The organism is Streptomyces sp. NPDC055254, from assembly GCF_053606025.1.
Window position 1 is genome coordinate 51,516 of sequence record NZ_JBSGQV010000009.1, and the last position, 20,667, is coordinate 72,182.

Below are 20,667 nucleotides of genomic sequence, written 5' to 3' on the forward strand. Positions count from 1 at the left end.
TACGCTCCCGGGAGAACGTACGGCGCACCGGGCCCGGTTCACGCCAACCAGTCGTTGACGGGCAGTGTGAGGAACCTTCCCCCTCCGGGAGCGTCGCGCGGACCGATGGCGGGGTCGGCGGGCCCGGTGCCGAGCGGGGTGGATACCAGTGCCGCCGGGTCGTCCGGCGCCGGAGTAATGAGGATCGTCGGGAGGGGCGGGGCGGGCGGTTCGGCCGGGTCGTCGGATGCCGGGGTGGTGGGGACGGGCGGTACGGCCGGAACGTCGGATGCCGGGGTGGTAGGGACGGGCGGTTCGACCGGAACGTCGGACGGCGGGGTGATGGGGGTCGCCGGGACGGTCGGGTCGTCGGACGGCGGGGTGGTAGGGACCGGTGGGACGGTCCGGTCGTCGGAGGCCGGGGTGATCGTGGGCGTCGGGTCGGTCGGGTCCGTCCTGGGGCCGAACAGCCGAGGGTGCCTCTCCGTCAGCGTGGTCACGTTCGACGCGTGCACCAAGCCGATCAGGCCACCTTCGGTGTTGACCTCCACCGTGGTTCCGTTGCTGCCGGTGAGCACCCAGGTGACGTCGGCCTCGTAGTAGTGCTGCGTCCCCTTCCTGCGCTCGCGCTCTTCGACCGCCTCGCTCTGGGAGGCACTGAGGCTGCTGCTCCCCTCACCCCCGAAGGAGATCGGCGCACCGCCGTTCGTGGCGTGGCCGCCGGCGTCCGGAGTGAGCGAGCCGGACCAGGCCACCGCGGCCCTCTCCCGCTCGGTCTCCCGCTCCTGCTCCTTGACCCCCGTGTCGATGCCGCTCTCGAACTCGCCGGAGGTCAGGTGCCGGGTCCGGTGCACCACGAGCCGTACGGTGACCTTCTTGCCGTCGGCCACCGGCACGACGAAGCCGTCGCCGAGCAGCGCGCCGATGTTGGCACGCAGGTTGTGTTCGGTCGTCAGCAGGTCCGTACGCAGACCCGCCAGGGTGGTCGGGGAGAGATCCCGCCGCTTCGGCGGCGACGTGTCTTGCGGTGCCACCCGGTGGGGCAGGGACGCCGCCGCCGACAGCCAGGGCAGGACCCGGTCCAGCCCGGGCATCGCCAGGCCCTGGATCAGCGGGGCCAGGTCCGAGGTCAGCCTCCGGACCGACGGGGGGACCGGGGTCGGTCCGTTGGGGCGGATGCTTCCGGCCACTGCGGCGGGCGGGGCGTGCGTGCCGGAGCCCGGCTGCGTCAGATGGTCCGGGACCACCAGGTGGACCCGGCCGCCCGGGACGTCGAACTGTCGCTTCGGCTCGTGTCCCGAGGGGAAGAGACTGTCCCACTCGGTGCCCCAGCGCTCCGTGAACCAGCGGCCGGCCCGTCCGTCCGTGGCCCAGTCGATCAGTTCCACCGGGGCGGTCAGGGCCGCGCCCGCCAGCCTTGCCAGCTGGTGCGGCTCGCCGCCGTCGAAGATCTCCACCTGGTAGCCCACCGGGTGCGAGAACTCCTGTGCCCTCCCCGTGTATTCGAGGCTGTGCTGGTCGCGCACCGTGGTGGTGTCGGTCACGGTCCGACCCACTGAGGTCTCCGCACCGCCACCGACCTTGACGCCACCACGTGGCCCGCCCGCCCCCGAGATCCCCTTCACGGTGACGCCGACCTGCGCGCCGACCTTGTCGGAGCTTCCGGAGGCGGACCCGCGGGAGGTCGTGGCGGTGTCACTCACGGACATGATGACGTCGCCGCGGGGCCGCTCGTACCTCGCTCCGCCGACCTGCGCGGTGGCCCGGATGCCGATCAGGCGGGTGCCGCCTCCGGGCGTCCGCAGCTTGAGCAGCTGGCGTACCGATGTGGTCCTGAGGTTGGAGAAGTTGGCGCGCAGCGACTCCTTGGAGAACACCGAGGCGATGCCCCGGGAGAGATCCGTCGGGGTGTCGCGCAGCGCGTCGGGGATCACTTTCAACTCCCGCAGCGCCTGCTTGATCGCGGGCAGGACCTGGTCCGCGTCGAGCTTCTCCACGTGCGAGACGGCGTTGGCCAGGTCGGCGTTGACGTAGGAGCGCTCCTCCCCGTCGGCGCCGTCATCGAGGTCCGGGCCGGGGACCATCAGGCTCAGGTCACGGGCCTGCCGGTCCGGCACCGTCAGCTCCACGCCGCCGCTGACCTTCGCGTACAGGGTGGCCGGTGCGGCGACGGTCTTGTACCGGCCGGCGGGCGGCCAGGTGTGGTGGGTGATCTCGAAGTGGCCGTCGCTGCGGAAGCGGTGGCTCGTGCCCTGGTAGGTCAGGGTGGAGGAGACGGTGCCGGCCGAGACCTGGGTGGCCACGTCCGTGAACGTCCTGGTTCCCTCCACCGTGCCGCTCGCGGCGAGGATGCTGCTGGTGAGACCGGCATGCACGCCGCCGCCGAGGCTGCCGCCGATGGTGCGCGACGAGGTGTCGGCGACGCTGGACTTCGTGCCGGTCTCGGTGCTGTGCGACAGGCTGGTCTCCGTACCGGACGTCTCGTGCGCCGCCAGGGCGAGCCTCAGCCTGACCACGAGTGCCTGGGGGTGGCCGTCGGAATTCGGCGGGAGCGGGAACACCGCGCCGTCCGGGCCGGTGAGCTGCTCGAACTCGGACCGCAGGAAGTTCGAAGTGAAGATCTCCTCGATCTCCGGGGTGAGGTCCCGGCGCAGCGCGCCCACCTTGTCGCCCGAATGCCTGCCGAACGCGACGTCGGCCTCAGTCGGCGGGATGCCGTCGCCGCGCTCGGCCAGGAACGCGGCGGCGGCCGCACTCAGCTCCCTCGTGCCCAGGAACTCCGGATGGATCCCGCCAAGGCCGGAGCCGGGCAGGACGAATTCCGCGGTCTGGTCCGCACCGTCACCGCACCAGCCCGGTTCGTGCGGGCCCTCGAACACCGTCGTGGTGCCTACGGTGACGAGCTTCGCGGGGTCGTGATCGGCGGTCGGCCGGTGATCGTTGTTCACGCGCACCACGGCGGAGACGTCGTCGCCGCCGAATTCCAGAGAGGTGCCGGACACCAGCTTGCCGTCCCCGTCATGGATGGTGGCGGTCAGATGGTGGACGGCCGCGTAGGTGAAGGCGGTGTGCGTGCCCGTGGACTCCTCCCCGTGGGACGACTTGACCGTGGAGGTCAGGGACTCCTTGGCGGACGAGATCGTGGCGCCGCCCGTGAGTTTGACCGCGGGCGCCTCGACCCGGAAACCTCCGCCCGTGCTGATCCGCAGCGTGGAGCCGCCGCTGACCGAGAAGGCGAGCTGGTCGCTCTGTCCGACGCCGTAGTTCGCGGTGCGTGCCGCGGAGCGTCCCAGCGTGAGGTCGCTCTCCTCGGACGTACCGCGCAGCTCCTTGAGCTCGGTGCGCAGGTGCAGGCGGATCTCGTGGTCGCCCGCCTTCAGGGTGACCGGCACACCGGAGCCCATCAGCTTGGTGAAGCGGGCACGCATGCCGGGCGTGCCGAGGGCAGCCGCGAGCTCCCGCTGGAAGTGCCCGTACTCCTGCTCACTGAGCTGCTTCTTGAGGCCGGCCGCCGCCAAGCGCGCGTCCAGCCAGGTACGGGCCGCGGGCAGCACCTGCTCGGAGCCGGGAAGTTCGCCGACCATGCCGGGGCCGAGGCCCTTGCGCGAGGCCAGGGACAGTGGCTCAAGGCGGTTGACGGGGAACTCGCGCCTGGGGAACGGGCCGAGGAGCCTGCCCTGCCCGTCGACCACCATGAGGAACTTGGGCGGCTCTTGCCGGGGAGCCCCCTCGGGCTGGACCGGCTGCTCAGGCGTGCCCAGTGCGTTCAGCAGCCGGACAGGGCCGTCGTTCCCGAGCGCCGTTCGGACCTGTTGCGCCGCCGGGTAATCCGGGCTGATCTGGAGTTGCACCGGACCTTGGTCGGCGGCCAGGTCCGTAAGTTCCTCGATGCCGCCGTTCTCGTGCCTCAGCGGTGGCGTGTCGGCGCGGGGGGGCACCGGCTGTGCGGCAAGGACCGCGGCGGCTGCGAGGTTGCGCTTCGCCTGCTCGACCGGGTGGCGCAGGGTGTCGGGCAGTTCGATCGTGCCGTCCTCGGCGATGTTGGCGACCAGGAGGGTGCGGTGAACGCCGAACCGGGACTGGGGTGAGACCTGACGGTGGCCGCGGAGGGTTTGCAGGTCCGCGGCCACATCGGTGTCGTCGGTGGTGAACTGCGCGTCCACGAGGACCAGCAGCGCGATCCGGGGGTGCGCTTCGAGGAACGCGGTGAGCTCGGTGAGACCACCCGTGTGGGCCTTGCTCAGGGGACCGAAGAGCCCCGTGAAGGAGGTGGTGCCCAGACGCTGGGCGTCGGTGATGAGGCCCTGGCCGTCCGCGTAGTAGCGGAAGACCGGGCCGGGGGCGCTCGTGGGCGCCGCCGCGGGTACGACGGAGTAGGAATCCCGGTCGTCGACGATGCTCACGTTGGGGTGGGCCGTCAGCCTGTCCCAGACGGGTCCGGTGGGGACGTTACCGCTCGGGACCGCGACCTCGATCGGCTGCCTCTTGGCGATCTTGAGCAGCCCCTCGGTGCTCGGCATCCCTCCGGTCGGGAAAGGCCGGTGCACGCCGACGTCGAAGTGGGAGGCCGGCTCCTGGCGGGCCAGCCGCAGCACGGTGCGGATGGCGTGGGTCGCCGCCCCGAAGCGGGACAGGGGGGTGGGGGCGGGCGTGCCGGGCGCCGGGGCCGCCCCCGCCCCGGCGGCGGCCGGCTCCGGATCCTCGACAGCGGTCGCCGCGGGGTCGCCCGGGTCCGCCGGGTCTGCCAGGTCCGTCCCCAGGGTGAGCGCTTCGAACCGGGCCACCTGCGAGGCCGGTACGCCCACGGCCAGCACCAGCCGGGATTCGAACGGCGGGATCGGGTTCTTCGACAGGGACCTGAATTCCACGCGGAAGTCGGCCTCCGCACGGTAGTCGGCCTGCTTCTCGCCGGCGAATTTGAGCTTCTGCTTGCTCTTGTCCGAGCCGCCGGCGTCGAAGTTGTGGGCGCGGGCGGTGTTGACCGCGAGGTCCACACTGGGCACGACCACGAACCGGTTCAGCGAGAACAGCGCGGACGTGCTCACGTTCACCGCGGCCTTCCCGCCGTGCTTGCTGCTCGACTTCACTCCGAACGAGTCCGCGAAGTCCTCACGCACGCGCAGCTCGCCGCCGGTGTCCCCCTTGCGTTCGAGTGTGGTCAGCCGCGCACTCACCTGGAAGTGGCCCGCGAGCGAGCGCCCCGGGCGGCCGGCGGCGACGAAGACCTTGGACGTCCAGCTGCCGCTGGTCCACCACTGGTTGCTGTCCTTGAGCATCTTCTCGTTGAGGAGATCCCCGGTGACCTCGTTGAGGAACGCCGCGGCCACGTCGGACGCCACGTCCGCCGCCGCCAGATGGCCGGCCAGCTCGGCCACGATCTGCTTCGGCGCGACGGCGTTGACCGTGGAGAGCACCGCTTTCAGACCGTTGGGGTTCACCACCGGCCGGGGCCCGGCCGAGGGGACCCCGTCCGCCGGGACGGACCCCTCCGGGAAGGCGATGCGCAGCCGGTTCGGGACGTCGAACGTGAGCGGGGTCCCGTCCTGGACGCGGAGGGTGACGCACACGTCCCCGTCGAACTCGTGCATCTCGTCGATGACAGTCCGGCCGACGCCCTGGGTGTCCACCGAGGTCGCCCGGGACGAGGCGGTCGTGGTGCCCGCCTGCACGCGCACGGTCGGGATCACCCCGGCCAGGGCACCGGCGTCCAGCAGCCTGACGACGGTGTCCACCGAGGCGGAGACCTGGGTGTTGCCACCCGAGGTCACCGTACGGTTCGTCGCGGGCTGGGTGCGTGAGGCGAAGCCCGCCAAGTCATCCTTCGGTTGCGGCTGGTGATGACGCAGGTTCTCCGGCCAGGCGGTCAGGGTCATGAGCTTTCCGTCGGCCCGGAAGGTGACGCCGTTGCGCAGGAAGCCCTGCCAGTCCGCCGGGTCCTGACTCGTGACCCTCGGGCGCACCCACTCCATGACCTTCTTCGCGGTCTTGGCGTCGAGGTCCCTGCCGAGTGCCGATTCGGTCGAGGCCAGCCATGCCTTCCGGTCGGCGTCGGCCCAGGTGTGCACGGAGGTGACGTACCCGTCGCCCAGCGCCCCGTCCGCGACGTGCCAGGGCACCTGCGGTGTCGGCTCGTCGCGCGTCGCAGCGGCAGGGGGCGTACTCGGCTCGCCCGGATCGGGTTCGGACGGGTTCGGCCCCGGCTGGGACGAACCGCCTTCACCGTTGGTGCCCGTCGAGGAATCGCCCCGTTCCGTTACGGGCTCGATCCTGCCGGACGGAACCACGCCGGGAAGGGGGCTGGTGCCGGGTGGGTCGAGGGTCAGGTAGCCGTCGGGGGGCGTGTCGGCGTTGAGGACCGTGTACTCCACGAGGGCGTGTTCACCGACGTCGAGGGACAGCCGGACCCAGTGATCGGGTTGCAGCCGGGGGGTGCCGTTGGCGTCCCAGCCGACCTTGTGGGCGGCGACGGTGTAGCCGGGGCCGGTGGTGTCGGCGGTGAAGGGACCGGTCACCCTGGGCACGAACCACAGGGCGGCCTGGGGCGCGTAGGCGTGCAGGGGCAGTTCGGGGAGCAGCATGCGCAGTTCGCGCAGGGTGTTGGCGGCGTAGGACTCGTTCAGGCCACGGCCCAGGTCGCAGGCGGCGAACTGCAGTGGCCTGGAGGTGTCCCAGACGCCGTTGTCGGCGAGTCGTGACAGGACGGCGGCGAGTTCGGCGGGGGAGACGCGCCGGCCGCGCCAGGTGAGCGCGCCGTCGGTGCCCACGATGTGGCTGGCGAGGGTGAAGAACCGCTCGTCGCGGGGGAAGCGGCCGATGGTGTTCCGCAGCTTGTCCGCTTCGACCGGGTCGGTGCGGGGGTCGATGAGGAAGTGGGTGTCGTTGTCCTGACGGGACCGGGTGATCGCATCGGCGATCTCATGGACCCGGTCACCCGCGTCACTCGCGTCACCTGCGTCACCTGACGTGGTCGGTACGGCCGCCGTGACGCCGTCGTTCCCGAACGGGGTGGCATCGTCGAGGTCCCTCAGGCCGGACTCGGACGTGGAATCGTCGCCGAAGATGTCCCCCGGGAAGTAGCTGTCCGTGTCGCTCAGCGGAGTCGACGGTGACCCGTCGGCATTCGGCGCCACTGGGAATTCGGCCAGGTCGAGGTTGTCGAGGTCGAGGTCGAGGTCGAAGTCGAGGCCGGTGAAGTCCTCGTCGTCGTGGGACTGCGCGACTTCCTGGGGCGCCTTGGCCTTGCCCTTGTCGCCCCGCGGGTCGCCGAGCACGCCCGACAGGACGTGCAGGCGGGCTTCGCCGATGCGCTGGAAGTGCGCGCGGATGCTGTCCGGGGTCGCGAACATCGCCGCGAGATCCCCGTACATCCGCTCGTACTGAGGGGCGAAGGCGAACCGGAGCGGGTGTACGGGCCTGCCCGACTCGTCCACGGCCAGGCGCGGGCCGTCACGGAGCGGATACGTGGTGTTGGGGGACTCCTGATCATCGGGGGGGATGAAGCTCGCGTTGAAGGTCTTCATGCCGATGTGGGCCTGCTCCTCGATCGCGTCGTCGCCCGGTCGGCGTTCCCCCGTGCTGGTGGTGCGGGACTCTTCCGAGTCCTCTGTTCGCCACGAGCCGTCGGACCGTTCGGAGGTGACCGATGCGGTGTCGTCGTCCTGCGGCGGCACCACGGCTTCCGTTGCCACGGCTGTGAGCTGCGCGAGGAGCTGTTCGCGTGATTGCGAGACCCGTTCGTTGTGACTGACATACCGGCTGTAGACCGTGTAGGAGGAGAAGTCCGCCTGGTAGTACTGGTGGAATTCATGGAAGAGCCTGGCGATGGCCCCGGTGTCGTCCTGCGTCAACTCTGCGAGCCGACGCTGGGTGCCGTCGTGCCTCAGGACGGGCCTGCCGTGCAGCTTCAGGGCGGCCTCGGCGAGCCACTGGAACGCGGTGTCGCGGTTGTCGGCCGCATTCTTGCTGTGCTTGCGGCGGTAGTAGAAGCCGAAGGGGTCGGAGTCGACCATCATGACGGCGGCTTTGAACGCGCGCATCTCCGCCTCGGTCTCGCCCCACAAGTAGCGGTACCTGCCCATCAGCTCGACGGCACCGCGGTGCTCGGGCTCGGCGTCGTGGGCATCCTTGCCCTTCCCGTACATCGCCTTCGAGTTCATCTTCTCGATGTCGTGGAAGAGGATCGCCTTGACGATCGCGTCGACGGGTACCACGCGGTCCGGATCGTCGGCGTCGAGGGCGGCGAGCTTGAGGTACTGGCCCACGACCATCTGGGCGTGCTCGAAGAAGGTGTACCTCTCGGTCTCCGCGCAGATCTGGCTGTAACGGTGCGCCAGTTCGGGGTAGTCCCGCATCAGGCGGTCGATCATCCGGTACGTCGGGTTCCCGTTCTGCCAGAGTTCAGTGATCTTCTTGCCCGCCCGGATCTGCAGCTGGACGTCCTCGTCGACGTGCCTGCGCATCTCGCTGAAGTCGTGCATGACCGGGGCGTCCGTGAGGTTCCGGTCGGCGAGGGCTTCCGCGGCCTGCCGGGAGAGCACGTAGGCGATCTCCGCATGGGAAGCCCAGGGCAGGACCGTCTCCGTCATGAAACGGTCCACGGACGCCTTGTCATGTCGTGGATTCTCGATGTCGTCGTCGAGATTCCTGAGCTCGGGGGCGAGATCCGTGTTCTTCCTGAAGGCGTTGCTGTGGTCCTGCAGGAACGCCTTCAGGTTGTTGAGACGGCGGTCGTAGCTGCTCCCCGAAGTCTCGTCCAGGAGGAGATTCGGCATGCGTTCGGCGGGCTGCTGCTGGAAGTGCAGCCAGGTCACGTAGTGCTGGCGTAGTTGGGCGGAGATCTTCTGGAGCGCGCCGGCGTCGTTGCGGTGCCTGGCGCCGTCGAGCCAGGGGTTGTACGCGGGGAGCAGCTGGCGGTCTTCGACGTCCGGGATGTCGAGTCGGCGGCGCAGTTCGTTCACGTGGACCACGCGGCCGTGCTTGGAGAAAGGCGCTTCCAGAGCATCGGCGTCCAGGGCGTCCGGCCCCTCGTGATATGTGATCAGCGAGTGCGGCAGGATCTTCTCGCGCAGCTTCCCGAGGTGTTCCCCGCGGATGCCGAACTGATTGCGCTCGCCGGGCTGGTCGGTGTTGATCGTGCGTCTGGCATTGGGAGCGGGGCCGTCGGTGAACGGCTGCGGGGCGGAACCCGGCGTGCGTGCGGCCAGCCTCAGCAGGTACTGCTCATCGTGCAACCCGCTGTCGTAGCCGGGGTGGGGTTCGGGCACCGTGACATGCGATTCGTCACCGCGGAAGGCGTGGCCAGGCGCCTTGGCGTCCACCTCCGGGATCGCGGTCGAGGTGATCTCACGGTAGACGTCCATCGGGACCAGGTAGGACCGGATGAGCGGCTTGTTGACTGGGACGGGGGTCTCCGCCTTGCCGGCTGCGGCTTGGCTCTCCGCCTTGTACTTCATGGCCCAGGCGATGGCCCGACCGGGAGTACCGACACCCGTCCACATGACGCCGTCGCGCTGCCCGCCGGTGCCCAGCACGACACGGCCGGTGGCGGGGTCCTGCTGGATGTCCTTGTACCCGTCGGACGTGGCCCGCCCGGGAACCTCCGGGTCGACCGTGAGCTGCACTCCGTTGGCCACCGCGGTGTAGAAGCGCACGAACGGCTTTCCGTCGACCAGTTCGACCTCCACCTCACCGCGGTGGATGAAGTTCGGCCCCCGGAACACGTACTGCTTCTTGTTCCTGTCGTAGACCAGCGTGGAGTCCAGCGGTCGGTTCGGGCCCGGGTAGCTCACGCCGGGGATGCCGATGGCAGGCGTTTCCTGCTGCGGCGTTCGGGACGGTCCCTGGCCGGAACCGACGAGGGCTCTGGTGCTCACCTCTCGAAGTGTCACCTGGGTCCGGCCGGACTCGACCCGCTCCACCGAAACGACCTCGAAACGGGCGTCGGGCGCGAAGACCACACGGCCCTCGCCGAGTATCTGCCCGGCGTTCCGGGCGGTCAGCGGGAGCACCTCGTAGATCACGTTGTGGTTCGGAGCTGACTTGTGCTGCGTTTCGGCCTTCCAGCCGGTCTTCGCCCCGACCAGTTGGTGGAGCGGCAGTGCGGTGTGGTCCGTACCGCGGTTGTCCGCCAGCTGCTGGAGGGCCTTTACCTCGGTGAGATTGAGCAGGGCGCTGCGCCGTACGGGCTGCTGGTAGCGAGGCAGGGCCTGCTGGCCGTTCTTGACGGCCGTCGCAGTGGGGTGGCCCTCCTGCCCGGCTTCGTCGAGAAGGGTCTTGTTGCCCCTGGCGTGACCGATTGCCAGCGCCAGGTCCGTCACTTGGACGTTGCTGTTGACGAGTTGACGAAGCAACGTCACCGCTTCCTTGGCGTACGGGTCGTACTCGGCCCGGAGATCGGGTACCCGGAGCTGGGTGGAGATGGTGGTCCGGCGCCGCAGCTCGGACGGGGACTCCTCGGTTGCCGTGTCGGCTGAGTCGATCGCGCGGCCACGCGAGGAGATGACGAAGTCGACCATCCGGGCCGCCGGCGAAACGTTCTGTGCGTCCGCCGCCGACGTGATGCTGAACTTGAGCGCTTCGACGATGGAGTGGGCGCGCTCGGTGCCGGTCTTCTCCGCGGCGGGGCCAAACCAGTGGTTGCCACCGGCATGGACGCTGACCTGGAGCTTGTCCTCCTGATTGCGATAGCGCCGGGTCAGCTCAGGGATCAGATCCTTGGCGAACTTGTAGAGGTGGGTCCCGTCGGCCGGATCGATGGTCTTGGCACCCTTCTTGAAGGAGACGGTCAGTTCATGAGTCCTGAACGGCTCGCCGTCCATGCTGACGGAGATGGAGACGGAGTCGGCGTCACCTCCGTCGCCGAGCGACGCGGCGGCCTCTTCGGGTTCGGTGCCAAATGTGACGGCATCGGGGTGTTGGGGGTCGGTGTGGGTGGTGGGGGTGGGACCGTCGGGGATGTCGTTGGAGTGGGTGCTGGTGTGGGTGGGGGTGTGGTCGGAGTCGCCGGTGTCGGTGTATTCGTGCCAGGCGGCGCCGTCGGTGAGAATGGTGGGGCGGCCGTCGGGGGTGATGCCGATGTGCCGGGCGGTGACGAGGTGGCCGGCGGTGGCGTCCGGTGTGTCGGTGCTGGTGGGGATGTACCAGACGGGGGCGTTGGCGGCGAGGGCCGTGAGGGTGTCCGGGTTGGGTATGGGCCGGCCGTCGGGGGCGGAGGTGGCGCGATGCTTCCACAGGCCGCTCATGACCGTCTTGACGGTGGTTTCGTTGGCGGGCGTGGCGAGGTCGCAGGCGGTGAACTGGATCTGGGTGATGCCGTCGAGCCTGCCGGTGTCGTGGGCGTCGATGAGGGCGTTGAGGGTGGTGGCGGTATCGGGTGGGCCGTTGGGGCCGGTGTGCATGCCGACGACGAACACACCGGGCCGGGGGAGCAGCATGTTGAGGGCCCTGGTCCGGCCGGGGGTCAGGATGCCGACGGCGATGCCGGCCGGGATGGCACGGACGGTCGTCAGGCGGGCGAAGGTCTCCATGCCCTCGGCCAGGTCGTCCGCGATCTGGTCCGTCGACCGCTGCCAGAAGGGCGGGGTGTAGCCGTCCGGGGGCAGTAGTGCCGGGGTGAAGCCCTGGTCCAGCAGGAAGCGCTGGGCCACGATCCGGACGTCGGCCGTGATTCCGGTATCCGACGACGACCCCAGCCCCTCGACTTGCTGGAGCTTCTGGACCACGTCGGCGATGGCCACCAACCGGTGTTCCCGCGTCGCGGAAGGCTTTTCCACTGCTCCGTAGTACTCGTCGAAGATCTTGTCGAGGTCCACCCGCACACCGTCCACTTCCCAGGACAACACGTTCTCGCCCGTGTGGATCCGCTCTAGGACCGTTTGAACTTCGTCCCGCACCCCGCGCTGTGGCTCCGAACGCTGCTCGGTCCCCTCGATCCGGCGGCGCAGTTCCCGATAGGAGTCGGCGTGCAGCCGCCGCCAGTCATGGCGGGGGCCCCGCTTGTCGTCCAGCACCTCGCGGATCAACTCGGTCACGCGGTCACGGAAGTCGGGGCCACACCGAAGGTCCGGGCGGGAACCCGGTTCGTGCCGGTCGCGTCGAGAGAGCCTCTCCCGCTCGTCGGGGTCGGCCAGCAGCATCCACCAGGAGTCCTCGGGCAGCACTTCCGACAGCGGACCAGGGCCCTCCGTGACGTGGGCCTCCCACAGGGGGGCCCAGGCGTCCGGCACCGCCTCACCGGGCTCCAGCCCGAACGCGACCTCGTCCGGGAACCTCCGTCCCGGCATGGCTCCACGGAGTGTGGCCTCGTCCAAGGGCGCCAGCGTGCGGAACCTCCCCCAGTCATCGGAGTAGTCCAGAGTGCTGTTGCCGAGCACGTTCCGGCCGAAGGCCTCGGCAGCCGTCATGACCTCGTAGAAGGAGTGGTGACCGACCGGAAGCATGTCAGCCAGCAGGGCCAGCCGCAGCAGCTGGTAGTCCACCTGCAGCCCCCATTTTTGGCTCATCGTGTGGACCGCTGCCATCGTGAAATACGTCGTGTTGGACGTACCGGCACTCATGAGTCCGCCGGTCGCCTCCGCGATCGCCTGGCTCTCGGCGCCTATCCTGATCTGCCGGTGGTGCTCGCCGGGGACCCACCCCAGCCGGCCGTCCCTCACCACATGACGGCGCTCGGCCGCGCTCAGCGGCGGTACCACGTCGTCCGGACGCAGATCGGTCTGCATCAACCGGTCCAGTTCAGCCGCGGAGGCGGCACGCTCCCCGACGTCTGAGATCGTTGTCAGTTCGGCTCTCAGCTTCTCAACGTGCTGGAGGAGTTGAGTCTGCTGCTGCTGTCCTTTCCAGTCCCGGTCAAGGATCGGCGGCCTGTTCTTCTGGAGGGTCAGCACGCCTTTGAGGGCCGGCCCGTGCACGGCCGTCGCGAGCATGTGCATCTGCTCGCGGATGTTCCCGTGCTGGACGACGTGCTCCAGCACGGCGAGGTCGTTGCCGACGGATCCGCTGCCTGTCACCGCTTGGGTGCCCAGCTCTACGCGCCGGCTGTCGTCCAAGCGATTCCAGATCGCCTGGACCAGCTCACTCACCTGGCGCTGCACCGACTCCAGCTCACCGAGGAATTGACCCAGCGGCCGCTCGATTTGCCTGGACGCGTCCGCGTACGCGATCCGCAACGCCACCCGCACCAACAGGTTGTCCACATCCGTGCCGCCCGGGTAGACGTGCAATGCCTGACCCATGCGTGTCAGCACCGACAACGGTTCATTCACCAGAACCGCCTCGGTCCGGCGCTGCCACGGGTGGAGAGGGCTGCCGTAGGTGAAGACACCCGTGACGGTCACCTCGGTCAGGTCGTCCTTGCCGACCAGCAGTCGCCCCTCACCCGTGTCGACGGCGTGACCGGCGGGAATGGTCACCTCCAGCAGGGTCTGCCCGCCGGCCGTCGGACGTTCCTTCGTCAATGTGGCGTACGGCTTGTCGTCCGTGCGCAGCAGCGCGTCCGAAAGGCCCGCCAGCTGGTGCGGGGCCTTCGGCGACACCAGGTAGGCCGTGGTCATCTCGTCCGTACGGGAGCCGAGGCCGGCCAGCACCGACCGCCAGTCGGCGGCTTCCTCACCGGCGTCGGCGTCTGCGGGCTGCTCCCCGTCGTCACCGGCGTTGGCGCCGTGCGGCGCAATGCCGCCATCAGGCAGGGGGTCCGTGCCCAGGGCTGTCACGGTGAGCGTGCCGTCGGGCTGGTCATCGCTGACCGTCGTGGCGTCGGGGGTCTGCTCGGAGGGCTGGGACCGGAAGCGGGCGAACGTCGCCATGCCGATGGCCAGCTCTTCTGCGATCTGGGAGTTCGGGCGTCGGACCCAGAAATTTGCGGTGTAGCCGTTGGCGGGTAGCAGCGACGGGGTGTAGCCCTGGTCCAGCAGGAGGCGCTGGGCCAGGATCCGGACGTTGGCCGTGATCCCGGTCTCCGACGACGGCCCGAGCTCCTTCACCTTGTGGAGCTCTTTGAGCATGTTGGCGATGGCGTTCACGCGCTCTCCGTCCCCGGAAGCGTCAGCCACGTCCCGGCGATACTTGTCGAAGATCGCGTCGAGCTTCGTCCGTAGATCGGCGTCGGGCTGCGAGGGCGTCTCGTTCCCCTCGACCCGGGCGCGCAGCCTCAGGTACGAGTCGGCGTTCAGCGTGTGCCAGTCGCTGTCCGGTGTGTGGTCTCCGTCCAGCACCTCTCCGAGCAGCTTGATGATGTGATCGTCCAGGCGGATGGGGTGAGTACTTCTCCGCTGATCCGGGCTCGCCAGCAGCGCCGGCCAGGACTCCTTGGGCAGCACCCGCGACAGCGGACCGCCCTCCGCGGCCGACCCCTGCGGCAGCCGGGACGTGAGCCGGGCGAACGTCGCCATGCCCAGGGCCAGGTGGTACGCGAGGCTGCCCCCCGGGGGTGCCTTCCAGAACGACGTGGTGTAGCCGTCGGCGGGCAGGAGCGACGGGGTGTAGCCCTGGTCCAGCAGGAGGCGCTGGGCCAGTATGCGGACGTCGGCCGTGATCTGGAGCTCCGCGTCCTGGAGCCACTGAAGATCTTGGACCGCGGTGGCGATGGCTTGCAGTCGCTGCCGGTCGTCGGAGGCGGAGGCCATGACTTCGTCGTAGCTGCTGAAGGCGTCATTGATGGCAGTGGCCTCGGCGGTGTCCTGCGAGGGCATCCCGCCTCTTTCGGCCCGGGCGCGTAGCTTCAGGTAGGAGTCGGGATTCACCGTCCGCCAGTCGCCGCCGGGGGTGGGCTGTCCGTCCAGCACCTCCCCGAGCAACTCGGTCATGTCTTCGTCCCGGGAGACGGGCTCAGCGCCGTCCCGCTCGGCCGGGGGAGCCAGCATCGTCCACCAGAACTCCTTGGGCAGCACCCGTGACAGCGGACCGGACTCGACCGCTTCGGTGCCGAACTTGACGGCGTCGGGGTGTTGGGGGTCGGTGGGGGCGGGGTTGTCGCTGGTGCGGGTGTCGGCGTCGGTGTGGGTGGGGGTGTGGTCGGGCGCGCCGGTGTCGGTGTATTCGTGCCAGGCGGCGCCGTCGGTGAGGATGGTGGGTTTGCCGTCGGGGGTGATGCCGATGTGCCGGGCGGTGACGAGGTGGCCGGCGGTATCGGGTGTGGGGATGTACCAGACGGGGGCGTTGGCGGCGAGGGCCGTGAGGGGGTCGGGGGTGGTGGTGGCGCGGTGTTTCCACAGGCCGCTCATGACCGTCTTGACGGTGGTTTCGTTGGCGGGCGTGGCGAGGTCGCAGGCGGTGAACTGGATCTGGGTGATGCCTTCGAGCTTGCCGGTGTCGTGGGCGTTGATGAGGGCGTTGAGGGTGGTGGCGGTGTCGGGTGGGCCGTTGGGGCCGGTGTGCATGCCGACGACGAAGACGCCGTCCCGGGGAGGCAGTGCCTTGAGGGCGTTGGTCTGGGCGGTGCTGAGGTCGCCGACGGTGATGCCGGCGGGGATGGCACGTACGGGCGTGTCCGGGGAGGTCCAGGTGCCGGGGCCGTTGTTGTCGTAGAGGACGGAGCCGGATTCGGTGACGTTCTCGATGGCTTCGAGGTAGGGCTGGGGGAACGCGCCGTTGGGGAGTGCGGGCTCGGCCATGATGCCGGAGGCGTCGGCTCGGTCGGGGGTGTGCCGGAACAGGGATCCGGCGTCGTGGTAGCGGTCGGGGAGGCCGGCGTAGTGGAGTACTTCGTGCAGCAGCATGGCGTCGTCGCGTGTCTTGACGGCCGGGTCCGCGTCGTCGCCGTGCAGGCGGAAGTGGAGCTGGTCGGAGTCCTGGCCGGCTCCGGCGTCGCGGCTGACTCTGATCCAGTCGTGGCCGCTGATGCCGTCCTGCGCCACGGGCATGGGAACGAGTCGGACCTCCATGTGGAGCTGGTCCTTGGTCCGGGGCAGCTCGAACCCCAGGTTCACGTGGGCATCGAGGAGGCCCTGCAGCCGGTCCCGCAGGGCGGCGACCTCATCCGCGGAGTATGAGCCGTCGGTGGCCACGGGCAGGGTGAGCTGGACGAGGCGCACCGCCCCGCCAGGCAGGCCGTCCCCTTCGGGGACGTTGAAGCGCTGTACGTCGGCATTGATCCGGGTGGCTCGCCCCTCCAGCAGACCGCCTCGACGGCGGTCCGCGGTGCCGGCGTACGGACCCGTGTCGGTCGGGTCGGCCGCGGGGTCGAAGCGTTCGTTGCGTATGTGGGCCGGCGGGGGTACGTCCTGGCGACCCGGGGTCCACTTCCACTCCGACCACCGCTCGGGGGCGACCGGCTGGTCTGTCGGGGTGACCTGTACGGGCTCCTTCTGTCCCGGCTGCGAGACCGGGGAGTGCTCGGGCACGCTGGGACTGCCGTCGTGGCGATCGCGCTTGGTTTGCATGCGTTCGGTGTCCTCGCCGTCGCCGTTGCCGTCGTCGCCGCGGCGGCGCTTGGGGAGCGGGTTGGCGTCGGTCAAGTCGACATGCCGAATGGCGGTCGTGACCATCTCGACGTCGGGGGTGAGGGAGGCGCGGTACTCGGCGACCCGCTCGTCGGGGAACTTCCCATCGACGGCCACGCGGGTGCGGAGTTCCTCCTCGCTCAGACTTCCGATGGTGCGGTAGTGCCGCCAGTCGGGGATTCCTGCACGATCGAGGGTCGGCGTGTGCAGTCCGTCGATTGCCGACAAGTGACCGAAGAGGGAGGACGCCGCCATCACCTCGGGAAGGGAGTGGTGTCCCTGGCCGACGAAGGTGGCGATCAGAGCGAGCCGTAGCGCCTGGTGGTCGATGGTCATCTCCCACTGATCGACCATCAGTTGGGCGTGCTGGTGGAAGTAGAAGCCGGACCCGGAGGTACCGGTCATGACCAGGCGGCCGTGCTGCGAACTGGTCTTCTGCAGTGATGCGCCCATAGGGAGGTGGAGCTTGGCCGCGCCAGGGATCCACCTCAGGGAACCGCGGCGGTCCACCGACTTCGCCCACTCCGCAGAGCTCAGCGGAGGCGTTACCTCTTCCGGCTTGCGGTCCGTGCGCAGCTTCTTGGCCAGCTCGGACCAAGCCTCATAGGCGTTCTTGTAGTCGTCCGAGTCCGTTTGCCGCGCCTTGCTCAGCCCCGTTACCTCGGCTTCGAGCCTGCGGAATTCCCTGTATTCGGGACGATCGTGCCGATCTTTGCGCTCGTCGCTGATCGCCTTCGGGTAGCCGATTGCGTGGCCGAGCGATTGGGGCAGGACCTGGGAGGAGATGGCGCAGAAGATCAGGGTCATCCGCTCACGCAGATTGCCCACTTGTACGACGCGGCGCAGCTGCTCTTCCTTGGTGCCCACGCTACCGGGCATCGCGGCGTCGTCAGTGCCGAGACGCCCCCGCTTCTCACGCGGAACGCGCCGCCAGATGTTCTGTGCCATCGTCTCCGCGACCGCGTTGACGTCGTCCCGGGTGGCCAGGTAGTCGGCGAGCCGCCTCTCGAACGCCTGCGATTCCTCCAGGTAGCGGATCCGTGCACGGTCCTCGATCGACGCCTCGAGCGCGCTGAACGGGCCGGGGGCGGGCGGCGCCATGCTCGGAGGAAAGCCGTCCTCGCCCGGGCCTGTGCCGAACTTGACGGCGTCGTCGTGTTGCGTGCTGGTCGCAGGGGTGAGGACGTTGGTGCGGATGAACCCGTCGGGGATGTCGTTGGAGTGGGTGTCGGTGTGGGTGGGGGTGTGGTCGGGGGCGCCGTTGTCCGAGTACTCGTGCCAGGCGGCGCCCTCGGTGAGGATGGTGGGTTTGCCGTCGGGGGTGATGCCGATGTGTCGGGCGGTGACGAGGTGGCCGGCGGTGGTGTCGGTGTTGGTGATGTACCAGACGGGGGCGTTCGCGGCGAGGCCCTTGAGGGGGTCGGGGGTGGGCGTGGTCCGGCCGTCGGGAGCGGTCGTGGCGCGGTGTTTCCACAGGCCGCTCATGACGGTTTTGATGGTGGTTCCGTTGACGGGTGTGGCGAGGTTGCAGGCGGTGAACTGGATCTGGGTGATGCCTTCGAGCTTGCCGGTGTCGTGGGCGTCGATGAGGGCGTTGAGGGTGGTGGCGGTGTCGGGTGGGCCGTTGGGGCCGGTGTGCATGCCGACGACGAAGACGCCGTCCCGGGGAGGCAGTGCCTTGAGGGCGTTGGTCTGGGCGGTGCTGAGGTCGCCGACGGTGATGCCGGCGGGGATGACAAGGACGGGGGTTTCGTCGCCGTCGCCCGGCGGAGCAGTATCCGGTTGCTTGGGGGCGGTGGCGGCGCCGTCGTTGGGGGGCGTGTCGTCCTGAGAGGTCGGGATGGTGTCGGCGTCGGCGTCAGCGGCGCTGGATGTGGTGGGCGTTGGTTGGACGACGGCGGTGAGCGGGGTGGGAGTGGTCGTCGGGGTGGCGACGGTGGGGGTGTGTTCGGCGCCGTTGGGGAGGGGGGACGGTTCCGGCGTTGCGGAGACCCGTTCCTCGACCCGGATCATCTGGCTCAGGTCGGCGGTGGTGAAGGTGGCGCCGCTTTCGGTCCGCCGGAAGGCCGAATGCTCGTTGATCTCCTGCTCGGAGGAGGGGCCGTTGGCGACGGCGGGCAGGCCGTAGTCGGTGCCGCCGTCGCTTTCGGTGGTGACGTTGAGGACGCTGTCGAGGGTGTCGGCGGTGGGGAGTTCGGGGTCGGGGGTGGAGGGGGTGGATTCGGAGAAGAACGAGGACCCGGTGAAGGGGTTGGAGAAGACCCACTTGACCATGTCCTTCATCTCGCCGACGACGCTGGGGTCCTGGGGTGCCGAGGTGGGGCGCGGGACCGGCCAGGGTGCGGGGTTGCCGGTCATGTTCGCCACGAAGGAGGCGATGTTGATGGGGTGGAGCAGGCCGAAGTACTTGTTGTCGTTGTGGTTCTCGGCGTACTGGTGGCTGAGGACCCAGTCCTGGTACTTGACCATGACGGGTTCGAACATCCTGTTCAGGCCGCTGCCGAGCAGGCTCATGCACACGCCGGCGGCGAACGGTCCCCCGCTGACCTCGAACGTCCCGTCCCCGAAGACCACGTTGTAGAAGCCCTCACTGAGCATCTCGTGGGTGCCCTCATGCAGGAGCGACCCGATGGAGCCCCCCAGCTGGTACAGGGGGTTTCCCTGCAGCGGGTTCTCCTGGAGCAGGACGCGGCTGAGGAAGCCGTCGTGCTCGGAGCGGGCGAAGAGGTTCGGCATCGCGTCCGCGAGGTTCTTCAACGGCTGGTTGTCCGCGAGGCCGCCCAGGGCCTTGGTCAGGGCCTCGGAGAGGTCGCCGTGTTCAGCGCCGAGGCGGACCCACTTGCGGGTCAGGACCTCACCGAACTCCTTGCCCGCTTCCCTCGCGCCTTCATACGCGAGGTGCTTGGCGAAGACGTCGCCCATCTTGTCGGCGAACGCGCTCGCGATGGTGCCCTCACCGAAGCGCAGGAAGCCGGTCTCCAGCTGACGGTTGACACCGCCGAGGAGGTTGCCGACGTCCTCGGCGAAGTTCTGCCGCGCCTGCTTGGTGGCCAGCAGGGATTCCAGCCGCGGCGGTACATCGACATCGACCGTGCGGCCCGTGGGCCCGGACGCCTTCGAGGGCGTCCCAGCCGTCTGGGGGGCGGGGGAGTTGTCCTTCGCGCCGCCGGCGATCGGCTTGGTCGAGGCGGGGGCATCCGGCCGGCCGGCGCCGGGCGTCATGACGGCGCCGCCCGGAGTCTCCGTGCGCACCGGGGGCGTGACCGAGGAGCTGGGGTCGGGCTCGGGGCCGGCGCTGGTGCGGGTCGGGGTCGGGGGCGGCGTCGGAGTGTCCGGCACCTTGTTGACCGGTCCGTTCGGCTGCAGATCCGGCTTGAGCTCGTCATTCTTCGTGACCGGGCCGGTCCCGTTGCCCGGGATGTCCCGGCCGGGGTTCGAGGAGGTGTTGGTGGGGACGTTGTCGAGGGTGTCGTTGACCTTGTCGTCGATCTTCTTCTTCAGTGCGTCGTCGACCCTCTTGCTGAGGATCGAGCCCGGGTCGCTGCCGCCCAGGAGCTTGCCGAGCAGCTTGCCGCCGTAGTGGAAGACGACCTCCAGCGGGCCGCCGACCAGACCGGTCAGCGCGCCCTGCTGGATGGACTGGATCATCGTCTCGTTGTTCCACTTCGTCGTGTGGCCCGAGCCGAGCTGGTAGAGCTGGATCACCATGTCGCGGAAGATGCCGCCGGTGATGCCGATGAAGGTCTGGCTCAGGATCGTGCTGAGCAACCACAGGAACAGGTTCTTGATGCCCTCGCGGGTCATCGTGAACATCACCGACACCGGCCCCCACACCGCACCGAAGGTGAACGGTGAGAAGAACATCGCGAACATGATCTGCGCCAGCAGCTCCACCAGCTGCATGATCGCCATGATCTTCGTGTACTCGACCTGGTTGGCGACCTTCAGTGCCATCTCCGACAGTTGGAGCGCCAGCTCAGCCGTCTTCTCCAGCTGGTTCTCGCCCGCCGTCCGGCCCGTGAGGTCGTTCATCGACGTCACGAACGAATCCGCCGCCTCACCCTCGAAATCGTTCTTCACGATCGGGATGAGCTCCAGGACGTACCCGGAAAGCGTGGTCAGATCCTTTGCGATGGCGGCGTAGTGACCCGCCACCTGCCGCATGAGGTCCTCATCTGCCTCAGGCCATTCCATACCGGTCACGAACCCGAGGAAGTCGGCGATCTCCGGCGGCGGATTGATGGACATGGCG

The 20,667-nt window shown here is 69.2% G+C and carries 1 protein-coding gene; it reads right to left on the reverse strand.

The window, feature by feature from the left end:
* Positions 1 to 38: 38 nt before the first annotated feature.
* Positions 39 to 20,663, reverse strand: a complete 20,625-nt coding sequence (locus ACWFQ8_RS12175; protein WP_453786105.1) for a WXG100-like domain-containing protein — start codon at positions 20,661 to 20,663, stop codon at positions 39 to 41.
* Positions 20,664 to 20,667 lie beyond the last annotated feature (4 nt).